The 18,514-nt window shown below is 69.8% G+C and carries 16 protein-coding genes, 1 tRNA gene and 1 pseudogene; 9 read left to right on the forward strand and 9 right to left on the reverse strand.

Annotated features, from left to right (window positions below; translation table 11 throughout):
- Both ABDW35_RS13245 and ABDW35_RS13250 read right to left on the reverse strand, forming a co-directional pair.
- Nucleotides 1-291 (reverse strand): dTMP kinase (locus tag ABDW35_RS13245; protein WP_343714341.1); only part of this gene is annotated, 291 nt, incomplete at its 3' end.
- A gap of 38 nt (nt 292-329) precedes the next feature.
- The gene (locus ABDW35_RS13250; RefSeq protein ID WP_343714342.1) at nt 330-1,037 is read right to left on the reverse strand and encodes a septal ring lytic transglycosylase RlpA family protein; all 708 of its coding nucleotides are present in this window, start codon (nt 1,035-1,037) and stop codon (nt 330-332) included.
- Nucleotides 1,038-1,599: 562 nt separating this feature from the next.
- On the opposite strand from ABDW35_RS13250, the gene ABDW35_RS13255 reads away from it, so the two are divergent.
- The 3 genes from ABDW35_RS13255 to ABDW35_RS13265 all read left to right on the forward strand — a co-directional run bounded on the left by ABDW35_RS13255 (nt 1,600) and on the right by ABDW35_RS13265 (nt 3,819).
- Nucleotides 1,600-1,689 (forward strand) — tRNA-Ser (locus tag ABDW35_RS13255).
- 230 nt (nt 1,690-1,919) lie between these two features.
- The gene (locus tag ABDW35_RS13260) at nt 1,920-3,344 is read left to right on the forward strand and encodes a sensor domain-containing diguanylate cyclase (protein WP_343714343.1); all 1,425 of its coding nucleotides are present in this window, start codon (nt 1,920-1,922) and stop codon (nt 3,342-3,344) included.
- Between the two features lie 103 nt (nt 3,345-3,447).
- Nucleotides 3,448-3,819 (forward strand): DUF4180 domain-containing protein, encoded by a 372-nt coding sequence (locus tag ABDW35_RS13265; protein WP_343714344.1) that lies wholly within the window; start codon nt 3,448-3,450, stop codon nt 3,817-3,819.
- 9 nt (nt 3,820-3,828) lie between these two features.
- Here the strand turns inward: ABDW35_RS13265 and ABDW35_RS13270 are convergent, their stop codons facing one another.
- From ABDW35_RS13270 to ABDW35_RS13295, 6 genes are all read right to left on the reverse strand, one after another.
- Nucleotides 3,829-4,644: an isocitrate lyase/phosphoenolpyruvate mutase family protein gene (locus tag ABDW35_RS13270; RefSeq protein ID WP_343714345.1), complete on the reverse strand. Its 816-nt coding sequence runs from the start codon at nt 4,642-4,644 to the stop codon at nt 3,829-3,831.
- A 26-nt stretch (nt 4,645-4,670) separates the two neighbouring features.
- A complete protein-coding gene (locus ABDW35_RS13275; protein WP_343714346.1) occupies nt 4,671-5,204 on the reverse strand; it encodes a methylated-DNA--[protein]-cysteine S-methyltransferase in 534 nt (177 codons plus the stop codon).
- Nucleotides 5,197-6,708, reverse strand: coding sequence for an AlkA N-terminal domain-containing protein (locus ABDW35_RS13280; protein ID WP_343714347.1), 1,512 nt, complete (start codon nt 6,706-6,708; stop codon nt 5,197-5,199). The genes ABDW35_RS13275 and ABDW35_RS13280 overlap by 8 nt, the downstream gene beginning before the upstream one ends.
- 227 nt (nt 6,709-6,935) lie before the next feature.
- Nucleotides 6,936-7,952, reverse strand: coding sequence for an ABC transporter substrate-binding protein (locus tag ABDW35_RS13285; protein ID WP_343714348.1), 1,017 nt, complete (start codon nt 7,950-7,952; stop codon nt 6,936-6,938).
- A gap of 52 nt (nt 7,953-8,004) precedes the next feature.
- Entirely contained in the window at nt 8,005-8,886 is an 882-nt protein-coding gene (locus ABDW35_RS13290; protein WP_343714349.1) for an ABC transporter permease, read from the reverse strand.
- Nucleotides 8,887-8,897: 11 nt separating this feature from the next.
- Complete coding sequence (locus tag ABDW35_RS13295) at nt 8,898-9,671, reverse strand: ABC transporter ATP-binding protein (protein WP_343714350.1); 774 nt, start codon at nt 9,669-9,671, stop codon at nt 8,898-8,900.
- 101 nt (nt 9,672-9,772) lie between these two features.
- Here ABDW35_RS13295 and ABDW35_RS13300 point away from each other — a divergent pair, with 101 nt between their 5' ends.
- Complete coding sequence (locus ABDW35_RS13300; protein ID WP_343714351.1) at nt 9,773-10,438, forward strand: response regulator transcription factor; 666 nt, start codon at nt 9,773-9,775, stop codon at nt 10,436-10,438.
- Nucleotides 10,425-11,792 carry a sensor histidine kinase gene (locus tag ABDW35_RS13305; RefSeq protein ID WP_343714352.1) on the forward strand — a complete coding sequence of 456 codons (1,368 nt, stop codon included), beginning with the start codon at nt 10,425-10,427 and terminating at the stop codon, nt 11,790-11,792. The genes ABDW35_RS13300 and ABDW35_RS13305 overlap by 14 nt, the downstream gene beginning before the upstream one ends.
- A gap of 4 nt (nt 11,793-11,796) precedes the next feature.
- Here ABDW35_RS13305 and ABDW35_RS13310 read toward each other — a convergent pair whose 3' ends face one another.
- On the reverse strand, nt 11,797-12,717 hold the full coding sequence (locus ABDW35_RS13310; protein WP_343714353.1) for a LysR substrate-binding domain-containing protein: 921 nt from the start codon (nt 12,715-12,717) through the stop codon (nt 11,797-11,799).
- A gap of 92 nt (nt 12,718-12,809) precedes the next feature.
- On the opposite strand from ABDW35_RS13310, the gene ABDW35_RS13315 reads away from it, so the two are divergent.
- The 4 genes and pseudogenes from ABDW35_RS13315 to ABDW35_RS13330 all read left to right on the forward strand — a co-directional run.
- A complete protein-coding gene (locus tag ABDW35_RS13315; protein ID WP_343714354.1) occupies nt 12,810-14,849 on the forward strand; it encodes an NADH:flavin oxidoreductase in 2,040 nt (679 codons plus the stop codon).
- Nucleotides 14,849-15,793, forward strand: a complete 945-nt coding sequence (locus ABDW35_RS13320; RefSeq protein WP_343714355.1) for an ornithine cyclodeaminase family protein — start codon at nt 14,849-14,851, stop codon at nt 15,791-15,793. Before ABDW35_RS13315 ends, ABDW35_RS13320 begins: the two co-directional genes overlap by 1 nt.
- Before the next feature lie 31 nt (nt 15,794-15,824).
- Nucleotides 15,825-17,498: an ABC transporter substrate-binding protein gene (locus ABDW35_RS13325; RefSeq protein ID WP_343714356.1), complete on the forward strand. Its 1,674-nt coding sequence runs from the start codon at nt 15,825-15,827 to the stop codon at nt 17,496-17,498.
- A gap of 199 nt (nt 17,499-17,697) precedes the next feature.
- Nucleotides 17,698-18,514: pseudogene (locus ABDW35_RS13330) on the forward strand (membrane-bound PQQ-dependent dehydrogenase, glucose/quinate/shikimate family); the annotation flags it as partial.

Genomic DNA, 18,514 nt, shown 5'->3' on the forward strand with positions numbered 1-18,514 from the left:
GGAGACGACCCAGGCGCCGCGCGCCAGCGCCGGGCGGACTGTGACGCGCAGATGGTCGCGCCGGGCGGCGAAATGCAGCAGCGCCTCGGTGACGGGATCCCAGCGGTCGGTGTCGCCCTGGACCAGGAGGTTGCGGATTGCCTCGGCCCCCGGCGAACCACCGGGCTCGCGCGTGCTGACGACCTCGAGCCCGCGTCCGGCAAGGTGGGCGGCCAAGCGCTTGACCTGGGTGCTCTTGCCCGAACCCTCGCCGCCCTCAAGCGTGATGAAATGTCCGCCCAAGCGATCCATCCTCGGTTGCGGCCTCGTCGCGCCGCGGACCGGACGGGTCACTCGGGGACGATGCGTGCTCCGGAATAGCCCGCGTCGGCGATCTGCTTCAAGGCGGTCGATGCGGCCTTGGGGTCGATGAAGGGGCCGATGCGCAGCTCGATCGCGCCGGCGGCGGCCGCGGTCGAGATTGGGCCGAAGCGGCGCAGCGCCTCCGACAGCGAGGCGACCTGCTGCGGCTTGGTGGCCTTGGCGGCGGCGACGAACAGGCCGGCCGGGTTCGGCTTTCCCTCGTCCCGGACATTGCCGACGATCTCCGGCACCCGGTCGGGCACGCGCGGCGCCGGCGGCACGGCGATGTAGCGCGCGTCGGGCAGGTCGTCCTTGCCGAGCGAGGCGACCTGGTTCTTGCGCGCCTGCTCGCGCTGCTGCTGCAGCGCGTTGAAGCGGCTTTCCTCTTCCAGCACCTGGATCTTGACCCGGGCGGAGCCGGTGCCGCGGAAGCCCAGCAGCTCGGCGCCGCGCGAGGACATATCGATGATCTTCGACTTCACGAACGGCCCGCGGTCATTGATCTTGACGATCAGCGTCCGGCCGTTGTCGAGGTTGGTGACCTTGACCAGGCTGGGCAGCGGCAGGCTGCGATGTGCCGCGGTGACCAGGCCGGTGTCGAAGCGCTCGCCGCTGGCGGTCTTGCGGCCGTGGAAGCCGGGCCCGTACCAGGTGGCGTCGCCGACCTGCACCGAATCCCGGTCGGTCTTCGCCACGTAGCGGACGCCATCGATGGTGACGACACCCGGATCGGCGGGTCGTGTCAGAGAAGGCCGCTCGGCGAGGCTCCCCTTGCCCGATTGGGAGGGAGCACATCCGGTGGCGGCCAGCGCCACGCCGATGGCTGCGACGACGGCGAGCCCCGGGAGACGATCCGACTTCCTGCGGCTAGATCTCACGCAAAAAGAACGGCGTCCGGACCGGGTCTGGATCGGTTCGGCAGTCATGTCTGCCCGTATGTCACAAGATCCCGTCAAAGGTCCAGCATATTCGTCTCGGTCCGGTCCGTCATATTATGGCATGTGCTGGAGGCGGGTGAGGCAACCTGTCCTAACCGCCACTTTGCACCCAGTATTTCTGTGTATTTCTGCGTGCCCTCATAGGTTGTATTGGCGTGCTGAGCGCTTCGACAGCAAGGCCCATAACCGCTTCGGTTCGCAGCAAAAACCGACAACTCACGATTTCAGTTGTCGGATGTTGCCCATGCATCCGGGATTGCCCGAACGATGCGAAGCGATTTGAAACCGGCGAGGCAAATCCGTATGGTGCGGCCGGTCCGGATGGGTGGCCGAGCGGTTTAAGGCACCGGTCTTGAAAACCGGCGTGGCGGTGACGTCACCGTGGGTTCGAATCCCACCCCATCCGCCAAAGCGGCAGTCGCTGCAGTGACACCCCGGGGGTGTCCTCCTGCTGACCATTCACATCGGCTGAATTGGCACAGGCCGAGACCAATCCTCGATTCGGTAAAGGCATGGTTTGCATCCGGACGACCTTGTCGCATCCTGGCCGGCAGGACCATGATCATGGTCCCTTGAGACCCTTCGAGCCCGGCCTCCGCCATGCCTTTGCGTACCGTTTCGCCTGCCGATGACGTGGATATGTTCGATCTCGCCCCGGTATCGCTCTGGCTGGAAGACTACAGCGAGCTCCGCCGACTATTCGAGCAGTGGCGCAGGGATGGGATCTCGGACCTGCGCGCCCATCTCGGGCAGAATCCCGACCTGATCAAGACCTGCTCCAGCTGCATCCGCCTGGTCAAGGTCAACCGGCGGACGCTGACCCTTCTCGGGGCCACGGACTTCGAACATCTGCGCGACAATCTTGGCCTCATTTTCCAGGCCGATATGCTGCCGACGCATGTGGACGAGCTCGAGCAGCTGTGGAACGGCGAACGCGAGTTCTCCAGCCATACGGTCAACTACACCTTGTCCGGCAAACGTCTCGACGTACAGCTCAGAGGCTGTCTTCTGCCGGGCCACGAGGAGCAATGGGACCGGGTGCTGGTTGCGATCGAGGATGTCACCGAGCGGGAGACCGCGCGTCGCGCACTGGCCGCGAGCGAGAACTTCGCCCATGGCCTGTTCCAGCATTCCCCGATCTCGCTATGGGTCGAGGATTTCAGCCGGATCAAGCTGTTGCTCGACGGATTGAGGGAGCGCGGCATCAGCGATCTGCGGGTGTTCATGGACGTCCATCCCGATTTCATCGAACGTTGTCTCAGCGAGATCAGGGTGATCGACGTCAACGAACACACGCTCAAGCTGTTCGTCTCCCCGGACAAGCAGACGCTGCTCCGGCGGGTCGGCGACATCTTCCGGGCCGACATGCTGCCGCATTTCCGGGGCCAGCTCGCGGATCTCTGGGAGGGCAAGCTGTTCCAGCAGCGCGAGGTCGTGAACTATGCGCTCGACGGCACGCAGCTTCATGTCCATCTGCAGTTCTCGGTGCTGCCGGGCCATGAGGACGACTGGTCCCTGGTCCAGCTCGCCCTCACCGACATCACGGCCCGCAAGAAGGCCGAGGAATATCTCGAATATCTGGGGCAGCACGACGAGCTGACCAAGCTGTTCAACCGGTCCTTCTACGCGGACGAGCTCAATCGCCTCGAGCGCAAAGGCCCGTTCCCGGTGACGATCATCGTCGCCGACGTGAACGGCCTTAAGGCGACGAATGACGAGCTGGGCCACCTCGCCGGCGACGGGCTGCTCCGACGCTCGGGGGAAGTGCTGGGCAAGCTGGTCGACAAGCCCGCCCATGCCGCCAGGATCGGGGGCGACGAGTTCGCGATTCTCCTGCCCGGGACCGAGGAGAAGGACGGCGAAGCCCTGGTCGAGAAGCTGCAGCAGCTGGTGGACATCAACAACCAGTTCTATCCGGGCCCACCCCTCAGCTTCGCGGTCGGAATTGCCAGCAGCCAGGCGGGAGAGCGGCTGGAAGCCGTGGTCCGTCGCGCCGACATGCAGATGTACGAAGCCAAGCGCGCCTTCTATGCCGCCACGCGGCCGGGCCCGACTGCCGGCTGACCGTGGCACCTGTCGGACCTGTCGGCACAGAGCCGGGCTGGTGCCAAGCCGCGATGCCGGCGTAGGAGATACCCTTCGAGCATCAGCGAAGGGGAAGAGGCCGATGACCGACCTCCTGCAATGGGGCAGCGACCACGTCGTGGTCTGCGATGCCGAAGGCCCGTCGATCGACACGCCCCGCGCCGCCACCGACCTGATCGGGGACGCGATGTTCGCCGGCGCCTCGGTGCTGGCGGTGCCGGCGGCCCGCTTCGGCCCTGCCTTCTTCCAGCTGCGCAGCGGCCTGGCCGGGGAGATCGCCCAGAAGGCGGTGAACTACCGGCTGAAGCTGGCGGTGATCGGAGACATTTCCGAGCATCTCGCCGCCAGCAACGCGCTGCGAGACTGGGTGCGCGAGGCCAATCGCGGCCGCGAGATCTGGTTCGAGCCCAGCCTGGACAGCCTGGCGGCGCGGCTCGGCGGCCGCGCCGGCTGAGCCCCTGCCCTACTTCGCCATCAGCGCGTTGATCTCCGGATAGGCCATGGCGCCCGAGACCAGCGGGTCGGAGACGCCGTCCTGCAGGAAGGACCGCGCCAGACCGGCGATTTGGGCATAGACGGTCTGGCTGAGGCCGGAGCCGGCGCTGAGGCGGCGCACGCCGAGGCCGGCAAGCTCCGCCGCACCCGGCAGGCCGGGCCGGGACATGACGTTCAGCGGCAGCGGCGCGTCGACGGCGATCGCCTTGATCTCCTCCGCCCTGGTTACGCCCGGCACGAAGATGCCATCGGCGCCGGCGTCGCGGTAGCGCCCGGCCCGGGCCAGCACCTCCGCCACCTTGCCGCCCTCCGGCGCCAGACCGCGCAGATAGACGTCGGTGCGGGCGTTGATGAAGACGTCCTGGCCGCTGCGGGCGGCGGCGCGCTTGATCGCCGCGATCTTGGCGCAGAGCAGGTCGGGCGTCCCCGCCCCGTCCTCCAGGTTGATGCCGGCGGCGCCGGCGCCGATCAGCCGGGCGATCGACTCGCCCACCGCCGCCGGGTCGTCGCTGTAGCCACTCTCGGAGTCGACCGTCAGGGGCACGCTGACGATGCGGGTGATCTCGGCCGTGGTGGCGACCAGCGCGTCGAACGGCAGCGCGTCACCGTCCGGATAGCCATGCGCCCAGGCGACGCCGGCGCTGGTGGTGGCGATGGCCTTGGCGCCGAGGCTCTCGATCAGCCGGGCGCTGCCGGCGTCCCAGGCATTGGCGAGCAGCAGGATGCCGTCCTGGTGCAGGCGGCGGAACTGCTGCAGGGCATCGGCCTGACGGGTGGCGGTCATGAGCGGTTCTCTCCCAGGGTTTTGGTTCAGATGGCCAGGGACAGCTGCCGGCTGCCGGCGCCTTCGTGGTCCAACAGCCAGCGCTTGCGGTCGAGGCCGCCGCCGAAGCCGACCAGCGCGCCGTCGGCGCCGATCACGCGGTGGCAGGGCACGACGATCGGGATCGGGTTGGCGTTGTTGGCGAGGCCGACCGCGCGCATGGCGCCGGGCTGGCCGATGCGCCGCGCGATCTCGCCATAGGACACGGTGGTGCCGCAGGCGATGCCGCGCAGCGCCGTCCACACCGACCGCTGGAACGGCGTGCCGGCGGCCTCGACCGGCAGCGTGTCGATCACCGCGAGGTCGCCGGCGAAATACGCCTTCAGGGCCTCGGTCAGCCCCGCGGGGTTGGGTTGCGGCGCCAGGGTGAAATCCTCGCCGCCCAGGCTGCGGGCCAGGCGGGCGCGCAGCCGCTCCTCCTCGCACCAGTCGATGGCGCGCAGCCTTCCGGCCGCGTCGGCGACGATCAGCAGCTCGCCGAGCGGGCTCGGCAGGCGGTCGAACACCAGCGCCTCAGCCATAGGTGGCTCCCGCCATCTTGGCCGCAGGCCCGGCATCGGCGGCCCAGAGATGCTGGGCGGCATAGGCGCGCCAGGGTCGCCACGGCTCGGCCCGCTGCAGCAGGTCGGCCGGGGTCGGCCGCACCCCCGCGCCGTCGGCGGCGCCGCGCAGCAGGCCGATGTCGCTGGCCGGGAAGGCGTCGGGCTCGCGCAGGGCGCGCAGGGCGATGTACTGCGCGGTCCAGTCGCCGATGCCGCGGATCTGACGCAACCGGGCGATCGCCTCCTCCACCGTGCCGAAGGGTCGGAACAGATGCGGGTCGGCGATCGCGGCCTCGGCCAGCGCCGTCAGCGTCGCCCGGCGCGATCCCGGCATGCCTAGCGCGCCGAGATCGGCGGCCGCCACGCGCTCCGGCGACGGGAAGGCACGGGACAAGGCGGGGTTCAGCCGCGCCGCCTCCGGCACCTCGGCGCCGCAGATCGCGACCAGCCGGCCGGCCAGCTGCCGGGCCGCGACCACGGTGACCTGCTGGCCCAGCACGGCGCGCACCGCCAGCTCAAACCCGTCCCAGCCGCCGGGCGCGCGCAGGCCGGGCCGCCGCGCCACCAAGGGCGCCAGGAACGGGTCCTGCGACAGATGGGCGTCGATCGCCTCGATATCGGCGCCGACATCGAAGACGCGGCGGACCCGGGCCAGGATGCCCGGCAGGGCGCGCACCGAGGGGAAGCGCACCAGCACCGCCAGGTTGCTGCGCACCGGCTCGTGCCGGATCTCGACGGTGCCGAGGTCGTCGCCCTCGGCGACGCTGCGGCGGTAGACCTCGCCCTCCACCTGCTCCACCCCGTCGATGGCGCGGGCCCGCAGATAGGCCAGCATCGCCGGCCAGTCATAGGGCGGGCGGTAGCGCAGCCGCAGCGTCACCCCGGTCGCGGCGACCGAATCGACCGGCAGCCCGGCCCAGGCCCGGCGGCGCAGCGCGCTGGGCGGGCGGCGGAACAGGTCCTGGAAGGTCTCGTTGAAGCGGCGGACGCTGCCGAAGCCGGCGGCCATCGCCACCTCGGCCATCGGCATCCGCGTCTCCTGCAGCAGCTGCTTGGCGAACAGCACGCGCCGGGTCTGAGCCACGGCGACCGGCGTGGCGCCGAGATGCTGCTTGAACAGCCGGCGCAGCTGGCGGCCGCCGACGCCGAGCCGGTCGGCCAGCGCCTCCACCCCAGCCTCGCCGTCCAGGCCGCCATCGGCGATCAGCGCCAGAGCGCGCGACACGGTGTTGGAGGTGCCGCGCCAGGAGGCGAGGTCGGGCGCCGTCTCCGGCCGGCAGCGCAGGCAGGGGCGGAACCCGGCCTCCTGCGCCGCGGCGGCGGAGGCAAAGAAGCGGCAGTTCTCGGCCTTCGCCGTGCGGGCCGGGCAGACCGGGCGGCAATAGATGCCGGTGGAGGTGACGCCGACGAAGATGCGCCCGTCGAACCGCGGGTCGCGGGTCACCAGGGCGCGATAGCAGGCTACGGGATCGAGCGGTTCCATGCCCCGACCATGTCACGTCCGGCGCGATCGCGCTCGCGGTTTTCGGACATGGTCAAGGGAGGGGGTCGAAGGAAGCGGCCGAACCCTTGCCGTCATTGCGAGGAGGCGAAGCCGACGAAGCAATCCATCGTCCCGCACAAGCGGCTGCATGGATTGCTTCCCCCGGCTCAAGGCCGGGGTCGCAATGACGGTACAAGGACTTCGGAAAAGCTCTCTACCCCCTGCCCTCAGCTCCCCGCCCGGCTCGCCAGCTGCGGGATGAACAGCTCGGTCCAGCTCGCCGGCTTCACCTTGATGGTGCCGGCCAGATGCATGAAGTCGGCGAAGTCCATCACCTTGGTCGGGGTGGTGGAGAACTGGGTATCCGGGTCGTTCAGGATCTCCAGCACCTCCTCCGGCGAGATCTTCACCGCCGAGCTGCGCGAGAAGATCTCCGCCGTCTCCTGCTTGTGCGCGGCGATGAAGGCATTGGCCTCGTCCAGCGCGGCCAGGAAGGCCTCCGCCGTCTTCGGGTTGGCGTCGACGAAGCGCTTCGGCGCGAAGACCACGTCGAGCGTGATGTTGCCGATGACGTCAACCGAGCTGGCGACGCGGTGGATGTTCGGGTTCTTGACCTCGAGATAGGAGAAGGGCGGCGAGGTGAAATGCGCCTTCACCTCGGTCTGGCCTGAGGTCAGCGCCGCCAGCGCGTCGGGATGCGGCAGGCTGACCGTCATCGGGTCCAGCCTAGCGAAGTTCTCACGGCCGAACTGCTTGGCCGCCATCATCTGCAGCACCACGGCCGACAGCGAGGTCTTGATGCCCGGCAGGGCGATCTTGTCCGCCGGCCCGAAATCGGCCAGCGACTTAATCTCCGGCTTGTTGCTGTTGAGCCAGAGCGAGGTCGAGCTGAGCCCGCTGATGCCGATGACCTCGACATTCGGGATGCCCTTGGCCTTGGCCCAGAGGGTGATGAAGCCCGGCGCGCCGGTCCCGGCGAAATCGAGCGTGCCGGCCATCATCGCGTCGTTGATGACGTTGCCGCCGTCGAGCATCACCCATTTCACCGAGACGTCGCCGAGGCCGGCGGCCTTGGCCTGCTTCTCGAACAGCTTCTGGTCCTGCATCACGATCAGCGGCAGGTACAGGATGCCGTAGCCCTTGGAGACCCGGATCTCGCTGACCTCCGCCCGCGCCGCACCGGCGAGGCCGAGTCCGATCGCCGCCGCCACGGCCGCCGCGGCCAGGTTCTTCATCATTCCCATGGTGTCCTCCCTTGTCCGGGCCGGCCGATCCGGCCCGTTGTTGCACGAATTTTCAGTGCTGCATGCCCCAGCGGCGGATCGTCTTTTTCTCAATCGTGGCGAAGACCACGTTCTCGACGAACAGGCCGATGAGGATGACGGTGAACAGGCCGGCGAAGACGTTCGCCGTCTCCAGCTGGTTGCGGTTCTCGTAGATGAACCAGCCGAGGCCGCCGGAGCCGGAGGAGACGCCGAACACCAGCTCGGCCGCGATCAGGGTGCGCCAGGCGAAGGCCCAGCCGACCTTGAGGCCGGTCAGGATCGACGGGAACGCCGCCGGGATCAGGATGTGCCGCACCAGCGACAGCCGCCGCAGCCCGTAATTCAGCCCGACCATGCGCAGCGTGTTCGACACGGCGCGGAAGCCGGAATGGGTGTTCAGCGCGATCGCCCACAGCACCGAATGGACCAGGACGAAGATCACGCTGCCCTGCCCCAGCCCGAACCAGATCAGGGCGAGCGGCAGGAGCGCGATCGCCGGCAGCGGGTTGAACATCGAGGTCAGGGTCTCCAGCAGGTCGGCGCCGATGCGCGAGCCGATGGCGACCGTGGTCAGCACCGCGGCCAGGGCGATGCCGATGGCGTAGCCGATCACCAGCGTCTGCAGCGACGCCACCGCCCGGGCCGGCAGCACGCCATTGCCGATGTTGTCGAGGAACGCCGTGAAGGTCTCGGTGAAGGACGGGAACAGCAGCGGGTTGCCCAGCCAGCGGCCATAGCCCTCCCAGATCAGGGCCAGAGCCAGCAGGATCAGCGTCTTGCGCACGAAGCCCAGCCGGTACACCCGCTCGACCGGGGAGATCGCCTTCTCCACCGGCGGGATGTCGGTCTTCGGCGTGTCGCGCAGGATCTCGGGGCGGAAAGCGACGCCCCCGGCAATGGTCGTGTCGGTCATGGCGGCGGCCCTCAATGGACGAACAGCATGTCGTTGATGCGCGCCTCCAGCGCGCCCTGGGCGGCGGTGCCCCAGTCGTCGCGGCCGATGCTGTTCAGCTCGGCCTTCACCTGCCCGGGATGCGGCGACAGCAGCAGGATGCGGTTGCCGATGCGGATCGCCTCCTCGATTGAATGGGTGACAAAGAGGACCGTGAAGCGGGTGTCCTCCCACAGCTGCAGCAGCTCGTCCTGCATGCGCCGGCGGGTCAGGGCGTCGAGCGCGGCGAAGGGCTCGTCCATCAGCAGCACGTCCGGCTCCATCGCCATGCCGCGGGCGATGGCGACGCGCTGCTTCATGCCGCCCGACAGCATATGCGGATAGCTGTCGGCGAACTTGGCCAGGCCGACCTTCTCGATGTAGTGGCCGGCCCGGTCGCGCGCCTCGGCCGGGCCCAGGCGGCGGCTGGCGATCAGGGCGAAGGCGACGTTCTCGCGCACCGTCTTCCAGGGCAGCAGTTGGTCGAACTCCTGGAACACCATCATCCGGTCCGGCCCGGGCTCGGACACCTCACGGCCCTTCAGCCGGATCTCGCCCTCGATCGGCGCGATATAGCCGCCGATCGCCTTCAAGAGCGTCGACTTCCCGCAGCCGGAGGGCCCGAGCAGGATGAAGCGGTCGGAGGGGTGGACGTCGAAATCGACGCGATGGGTCGCGGTGACCACCGCCTGGTCGGTCTTGTACTGCAGCGTGACCTGACGGACGGAGAGCAACGCGTCTGCTGGCGGCGAGTGCACGATGGCCATATATCCTCCCTGGCGGCGGCTCCGCTTCGGCGGGCCGTTGCAGGGAGTGTTCCGCATCAAGCTGACGCCAGCCTGACTCGGAACCGGAACAGGGAGGGCGCGTGCGCATCCTGGTGGTCGAGGACACGGCGGATATCGGCGAGGCGATCGTCGCCCGGCTGGCGCGCATGGGCCACGCGGTCGACTGGGAGCGCGACGGCGACGCCGCCGCGGACATGCTCGGGGTGCAGGATTACGACCTGCTGGTGCTCGACATCATGCTGCCGGGCCGCGACGGCATCGCGCTCCTGAAGGAGCTGCGGGCGCGGCGCCGGTCGACCCCAGTGCTGGTGCTGACCGCGCGGTCGGGCGTCGAGGACCGGGTCGGGGCGCTCGACCTCGGCGCCGACGACTACCTGGTCAAGCCCTTCGACTACCGCGAGCTGGAGGCGCGGGCCCGCGCCCTGCTGCGCCGACGCACCGGCGACAGCAGCAACGTCCTGACCTGCGGCGACGTCACCATCGACCGGGCGGCGCGGCTCGCCGCCGTCCAGGGCCGGCCGCTCGACCTGACCCGGCGCGAGCTGACGGTGCTGGAGATCCTGGCGACGCGGCCCGGCCGCATCGTCTCCAAGGACGACCTGCTGGACCAGATCTACAGCTTCGACCAGGAGCCGAGCCCGAACGCGGTCGAGCAATACGTGACCCGGATCCGCCGCAAGCTGGCGGGATCCTCGGTCGAGATCCGGACGCTGCGCGGCCTCGGGTACCAGCTTGTCGTCGGCTGACCGGATCCGCGGCTCGCTCTATGTCCGCATCCTCGCCTTCATCGCGGTGGTGGTGTGCCTCGGCACCGCCGGAGTGATCGCCGCCGCCGCGCATTACGCCCGGCTGGCGGCGGGTGAGGCCTATGACCGCCTCCTGGTCGGCGGCGCGGTGCAGGTGGCGGAGAACGTGTTCATGCAGGGCGGGGTGGTGGCGCTGGACCCGCCGGTCGCGGCCTTCGCCTCCCTCTCCGCCTACGACCTCGTCTACTACAAGGTGGTCGACCCGCGCGGCGTGGTGGTGGCGGGGTATCCCGACCTCGCGCTCGACCCCGCTACGGCGCTGCAGGCCCGCCATGGCGTGGTGGTCGAGGATGGCAGCTTCCAGGGCGAGGCGGTGCGCGTCGCCGTGCTGGGCCGCCGGATGGATGACAGCGACGGCGGCTGGGCCACGGTGGTGCTGGCCCAGACCACCCGGGCGCGGGACGCGCTGGCCCGGTCCCTGACCCGCCAGGCGGTGCTGATCGTCCTGGCCATGGGGGTGCTGACCATGGTGGCCGGCGCGATCGCCGTGCGCTGGGCGCTGGCGCCGCTGATCCGGATCGAGAAGGCGCTGGCAGACCGGGCGCCGGACGATCTGAAGCCGCTGGACGTCGCCACGCCGACCGAGATCCGGACTTTGGTGTCGTCGATCAACCTGTTCATGGGGCGGCTGGCCGGCCGCATTGGCCTGATGCAGCGCTTCATCGCCGACGCCGCGCACCAGATCCGCACGCCGCTGGCGGCGCTGGACGCCCAGGTCGAGCTGCTGGGCCACGAGCCGTCCGCCGAGCGGCGCGAGCAGCAGATGGAGCGGGTGCGGCAGCGCACGGCGGAGCTGGGGCGGCTGACCAACCAGCTGCTGAACCACGCCATGGTGATCCATCGCGGCGAGATCGGCGCCTTCGTCCCTGTCGACCTGGTAGAGCTGGCGCGGACGGTGCTGGCGGCGGCGGTGCCTTTGTCCTTCGACCGCGACGTCCGCATCGCCTTCGAGGCGCCGGAGGAGCCGGTGGTGGTCGACGGCGATGCCGTCAGCCTGCGCGAGGCCCTGTCCAACATCATCCACAACGCCCTGGCGCACGGCGCCGAGACCCGGCTGTCGGTCCGGGTCGGCGGCGGCCCGGAAGGCGCCTGGATCGAGGTCAACGATGACGGCCCGGGCATCGCGGAGGCCGACCGGGCGCGGGCGCTGGAGCCGTTCCATTCCGGCTCGGACTCCGGCACCGGCCTGGGCCTCGCCATCGCCGCCGAGGTGATGAAGGCCCATCGCGGCCGTGTCGATTTCCGCCAGGACCAGGAGGACGGCTTCTCGGTGCTGCTGCGCTTCGGGCGCTGAGGCCTCACCAGCCCTTCATCGCCGCGGCCTGGGCGGCCAGCCAGTCGCAGAACAGCGACAGCGGCTTGCGCAGCGTCGCACCGCGGACGGTGACGATGTAGAAGCGCCGGCCGGTCGCGAAGTGCCGGGGGAAGGCATCGGCCAGGCGGCCGGCCCGGATCAAGTCGTCGATGATCGGCCGCCAGCCCAGCGTCACCCCCTGCCCGTCCATCGCCGCCTGCAGCGCCACGGTATGGTCGGTCACCCGCAGCGACCGGGCCGGTCCCGGCGCCGGCAGGTCCAAGGCGGCGAACCATTCGCCCCAGGTGGCGCGACGACGCAGCGGATCCTCGTAATGGATCAACTGGCAGCGGTGCAAGTCGGCAGCGTCGCGCAGTGGGCCATGCTCAACCAGATAGGCCGGGCTGGCGACCGCATGCACATGCTCCTTCCACAGCGGGATCGTATCGTGATCCGGCCATTTGCCGTCACCGAGCCGGATCACCAGGTCGATCCCGTCCTCGCCCGGGTCGACGTCGCGGTCGACCGTCTGGATGCGCAGCGGGATGGCGGGAAAAGCGGCGCGGAAGGCGGCGAAGCGCGGCAGCAGCCAATGGGCGGCCATCGAGGTCGACACCCCGATGACGATCTCGCGCTGCGCCACCGAGCGGCCGGTGATGTCGTCGACCGCCTGCGCGATCGCGGACAGGCTGGTCGCCACCGCGGCGTAGAGCCGCTCGCCCTCCGGCGACAGCTCCAGCCGGCGGTGATGGCGGATGAACAGGTCGAGCCCGAGCGAGGCCTCGAGCTGGCGGATGCCGTGGCTGACCGCCGACTGGGTGATCGCCAGGTCCTCCGCCGCCTTGGAGAAGCTGAGCCGCCGCGCCGACGCCTCGAACACCGCCAGGGCGTTGAGCGAGGGCAGGCTGCCGCGGAGGGTTTGCATCGACTGGGCTCATGCCGGCGTGAAGGAAATTCGGTTTACCATCGGCGGCCGGCCCGGAAGAGTGAAACCGTCATAACGATCCGCCACCGGACATGTCGAACGCCGATCCCCTGCTGCAGCCCTACACGCTACGCCACCTGACCCTGCGCAACCGCTTCATGTCGACCGCGCATGAGCCGGCCTACACCGAGGACGGGCTGCCGAAGGAGCGGTATCGGCTGTATCACTCGGAGAAGGCCAAGGGCGGCATCGCCCTGACCATGATCGGCGGCTCCTCCGTCGTGGCGCCGGACAGTCCGCAGGCCTTCGGCAACATCCTGCTCTACAAGGACGAGGTGGTGCGCTGGCTGAAGGAGCTGGCGGATGACGTCCACTCCCACGGTGCCGCGGTGATGATCCAGGTCACCCATCTGGGCCGCCGCACCAGCTGGTCGAAGGAGGACTGGCTGCCGGTGATCGCCCCTTCCCCCGTGCGCGAGCCGGCGCACCGCGCCTTCCCCAAGGCGATGGAGGATTGGGACATCGAGCGCATTGTGGCCGCCTATGCCGACGGCGCCGAGCGGGTGCGGGCCGGCGGCCTCGACGGGCTGGAGCTCGAATGCTACGGCCACCTGATCGACCAGTTCTGGTCGCCGGCCACCAACAAGCGCGACGACGAGTATGGCGGCGATCTCGACAACCGGCTGCGCTTCGCCTTCCAGGTGCTGCGCGCCATCCGCGACCGGGTCGGGCCCAACTTCATCATCGGCACCCGCATGGTCTGCGACGAGGATTGGGAGCGCGGACTGTCCAAGGCCGAGGGGCTGGAGATCGCGCGGCGGCTCACCGCCTCCGGCCTGATCGACTTCGTCAACGTCATCAAGGGCCACATCGACACCGACGAGGCGCTGTCGCATGTCATCCCGGGCATGGGCGCCCGCTCCGCCCCGCATCTCGACTTCGCCGGCGAGGTCCGGGCGGCGGCCAAGGTGCCGACCTTCCACGCCGCCCGGATCCAGGACGTCGCCACCGCCCGCCACGCGATCGAGAGCGGCAAGCTCGACATGGTCGGGATGACCCGGCCGCACATGGCTGACCCGCACATCGCCCGCAAGGTGATGGAAGGTCGCGAGGCCGAGATCCGGCCCTGCGTCGGCATGGGCTACTGCATCGACAGCATCTATGGCGGCCAGGCCGCCTGCATCCACAACGCCGCCACCGGGCGCGAGGCGACGATGCCGCATGTCGTGCCGCGCACGACCGGGCCGCGGCGCAAGGTCGTGGTGGTCGGCGCCGGCCCGGCCGGGCTGGAGGCGGCGCGGGTGGCCGGCGAGCGCGGCCATGCCGTCACCCTGTTCGAGGCGGCGGATGAACCGGGCGGCCAGATCCGCATCACCGCCGGCTTGCCGCGCCGGCGCGAGATCCTGGGCATCGTCGACTGGCGCATGGCCGAGTGCGAGCGCCACGGCGTTTCCATGCGCTTCAACAGCTATGCCGAGGCCGGCGACGTGCTGGCCGAGGAGCCGGATGTCGTGGTGGTGGCGACCGGCGGCCTGCCCAACACCAGCTTCCTCGATGCCGGCGAGGACCTGGTGACCACCAGCTGGGACATCCTGTCCGGCGCCGCCAAGCCAGCCGAGACAGTGCTGCTGTACGACGACAACGGCGCCCATCCCGGCTTGACCGCCGCCGAGTTCATCGCTGGCGCCGGCAGCCGGCTGGAGCTGGTGACGCCGGAGCGGACCCTGGCCCCGGATGTCGGCGGCACCAGCTTCCCGGCCTATTTCCGCGCCTTCTCCGACCACGGCGTGCAGGTGACGATCAACCTGCGGCTGGAGGCCGTGCGGCGCGACGGCAACCGGCTGGTCGCCAGCTTCCTCGACGAATACGGCCATCGCCGGGTCGAGAAGCAGGCGGACCAGGTGGTGGTCGAGCACGGCACCCTGCCGCTGGACGAGCTGTATTTCGCGCTGAAGCCGCTGTCGTCCAATCTCGGCGCGGTCGACTACGAGGCGATGATCGCCAACCGGCCGCAGGCGGTGCGCCGCAACCCGGAGGGGCGCTTCATGCTGTGGCGGATCGGCGACGCCGTCTCCTCCCGCAACATCCACGCCGCGGTCTATGACGCGCTGCGGCTGCTGAAGGACGTGTGATGGCCGCGATCCTCGCCATCGATGCCGATGCGCTGCCGGTCGACCCGCTGTGGCTGGTCGAAAGGCTACGCGACGGGCATCGGCGGGGGATCGGCGAGGTCGAGCGGCTGCTGCTGGAAGAACCGGGCACGGCCAACGGTCTGCTGACTTGGACGGCCTGGCAGCCGGGAAAAGCGCTGGGCGCCAAGCTGGCCGCGGTGTTCCCGGGCAATGAGGCGCGGGGCGCCGGGCCGACCGTCCGCTCGGTCGTCGTGCTGTTCGACGGCCAGGATGGCCGGCCCCTGGCCGTGATCACCGGCGAGAGCTTCACCCGCGCCAAGACCGCGGCCGATTCCGCCCTCGGCGCCGACCTGCTGGCCCGGCCGGATGCGGCGACGCTGGCGGTACTGGGCGCCGGGGCGCAGGCCGAGACGCAGATCCGCTACCTGCTGGCCGTCCGGTCCTCGATCCGGCGCGTCGCGATCTGGAACCGCACGGCGGAGAAGGCGCGGGCGCTGGCCGCCGCCCTCGCCCTCCCCGGCATTGAGATCGCCGCGGTCGCGGAGGCCGAGGCGGCGGTGCGGGCGGCCGACATCGTCTCCTGCGTCACCGCCTCCCGCGATCCCGTCCTGCGCGGCGCCTGGCTGAAGCCGGGCGCGCATGTCGACCTGGTCGGGTCCTTCACCCCGGAGATGCGCGAGGCTGACGGCGAGGCGATGCGCCGGGCCCGGCTGTTCGTCGACACGCGGCGCTTCGCTGTCGGCCATTGCGGCGAGTTCACCCAGGCCATCGCGGCCGGGGCCATTGCCGCGCAGGACGTCGTCGCCGAGCTGGCGGAGCTCTGCACCGGCACGCCGGGCCGCCGCTCGGCCGGTGAGATCACACTGTTCAAGAATGCCGGTGGCGGCCATCTCGACCTGATGGTGGCGCGCGCCGTCTACGACCTGGCCGCCGGCCAGGCCTAACAACAAGATTCAACAAACCGGGAGCCGACACATGGGTGACGACGAGACCCCGCGCGGGGTGCATCCGGCGATTCCGCCGATGGCCGAGCAGCTGCGGGCCGGCCGGATCGGGCGGCGCGACTTCATCCGCACCGCGGCGCTGCTGGGCATGGCCGCGCCGGCCGCCTATGCCCTGGCCGGGCGGATCACCGGCGAGGCGATGATCCCGCAAGCCATGGCGCAGGACACGCCGCGCAAAGGCGGTGTGCTGCGCATCGGCATGCCGGTGATGGATTGCGCCGACCCCGCTATCTACGACTGGTCGGAGAAGGGCAATGTCGCCCGGCTGATCGTCGAGCCGCTGGTGTCGATCGGCACCGACGACGTCGCCCGCCCCTGGCTGGCCGAGCGCTGGGAGGCCAATGACGACGTCAGCCAATGGACCTTCCATCTCCGCAAGAACGTGAAGTGGAACAATGGCGACGACTTCACCGCCGACGACGTGATCGCCACCTTCACCCGCTGGCTCGACAGCAGGACCGGCTCCTCCAACCAGGGCCGGTTCAGCGGGCTGACGGTCAAGGACGGCGAGACGGTGAAGATGGCGCCGGGCGCGATCGAGCGGGTCGACGACCACACCGTGCGCTTCCACCTGCAGAGCCCGATGCTGCAGTTCCCGGAGAGCCTGGGCGACTATCCGGCGCTGATCACTCATCGCGACTTCGCCAAGTCCGGCGCCAACCTGATGAAGACCCCGGTCGGCACCGGCCCGTTCCTGCTGAAGGAGCATGCAGTCGGGTCGCGCGCCGTGTACGAGAAGCGGCCGGCGGGGGAGTATTGGGGCGAGGAGGTCTATCTTGACGGCGTCGAATACATCGACCTCGGCAGCGACCCGGCGGCCTGGCTGGCGGCGCTGAGCTCCGGCCAGGTCGATCTGGTCAGCCAGGTGCCGGTCAACCTGCTGCCGGCGGTGCAGGCGATGCCCGACCTGAAGACCTATGAGAAGCTGACGGCGGAGACCGGCGTCGCCCGCTTCCGCATCACCGAGCCGCCCTTCGACAAGAAGGCGGTGCGCCAGGCGATCCAGGCCTGCGTCGACCACAAGCGCCTGACCGAACTGGCCTATCAGGGCTTCGGCACGCCGGGCGAGGATTTCCACGTCTCGCCGGTGCATCCGGAATACACGCCCCTGCCCCCGCCCCCGCCGGACATCGCCAGGGCGAAGAAGTTGCTGGCCGAGGCCGGCTATCCGGACGGGCTGTCGATCGAGATCAACTGCCAGGACGCGCTGAAGCACGAGATCGACACCGCCCAGGTGCTGTCGGAGATGGTCAAGCCGGCCGGCATCGACCTCAAGGTCAACGTCCTGCCCGGCGCCACCTTCTGGGACCGCTGGACCAAATGGCCGTTCTCGGTGACGCAGTGGCTGACCCGGCCGTTGGCGGTGCAGGTGCTGGCGCTGGGCTATCGCAGCGGCGTCGCCTGGAACGAGACCGGCTACGCCAACCCGGAGTTCGACCGGATCCTCGACCAGGCCCAGGCGACGCTGGACATCGAGAAGCGCAAGGTCCTGGTGCACCGGCTGGAGCAGATCATGCAGGAGGACGCGGTCGCCATCATCCCCTTCTGGCTGAAGATCTTCACCGCCAGCACCGGCAAGGTGCAGGGCTACCAGTACCACTTCGCCCGCGAGATGCATCTGAACGCGGTGTGGCTGTCGGCGTGAGCATCGGCATCTGAACCCGACCGATCGCGGCGCCGGCGTTTGCCGCTCGACCGCGCGCCGTGATCGGTGGACAATCGCCGCAACAAGGAACGGGGGCCGTCCTGGGAGTGTATCCGGTCCATGCGCGATGGCCGGAACAGACCGATCAGAGCGGAGGGTCCAGATGCCACTTCCTTCGAGATCACGGCCGATCCTGTTGGTGACGGGATTGGTGTACGGCCTGATCGGCCTGGCGTTGGCGGCGGGGGGCGCGTGGCTCGTCGCCCTCGGCGGCTCGCTCTACTACCTCATCGGCGGCCTCGCCATCCTGGCCACCGGCGCGCTGCTGGTCGCCGGGCGGCCCGTCGCCCTGTGGGTCTTCGCCGCCGTGCTGATCGGGACGCTGGCCTGGGCGGTCGCCGAGATCCGCTTCGACTGGTGGCCGCTGGCCGCCCGGGGCGACGTGATCTTCCTGATGGCACTGTGGCTGCTGACGCCCTGGGTCACGCGCCCCCTGCGCCGTTCCGCCGGGACGGGCGGCAAGGCCATGACCCTGCCGCTCTGGGCGGGGGTGGCGGCGTCCGTGGCGGTGCTGGCCGCCGGCCTGCTGTCCAGCTATCACTCGATCGACGGCACCATCGCCGCAGCCGCCTCCGGCGCGGCGGCGCCGCAGCCGGCCGCGGATCAGCCGGACGAGGACTGGCGCGCCTATGGCCGCGGCCAGTCCGGCCAGCGCTATTCGCCGCTGGCCGAGATCACGCCGGCGAACGTCAAGAACCTGAAGGTCGCCTGGACCTTCCGCACCGGCGACCTGCCCGGCCCGAACGACCCCGGGGAGACCACCTTCGAGGTCACCCCGATCAAGGTGCGGGACACGATCTATCTCTGCTCCCAGCACCAGCGGCTGTTCGCGCTCGACGCGAAGACCGGCGCGCTGCGCTGGTCCTATGACCCCAAGATCAAGAACGACCCAACCTTCCAGCACCTGACCTGCCGCGGCGTGTCCTACCACGAGGCCGCGGCCGGGGCGCTCGACA

Source organism: Inquilinus sp., from assembly GCF_039594555.1.
Taxonomy (GTDB): Bacteria; Pseudomonadota; Alphaproteobacteria; order DSM-16000; family Inquilinaceae; genus Inquilinus.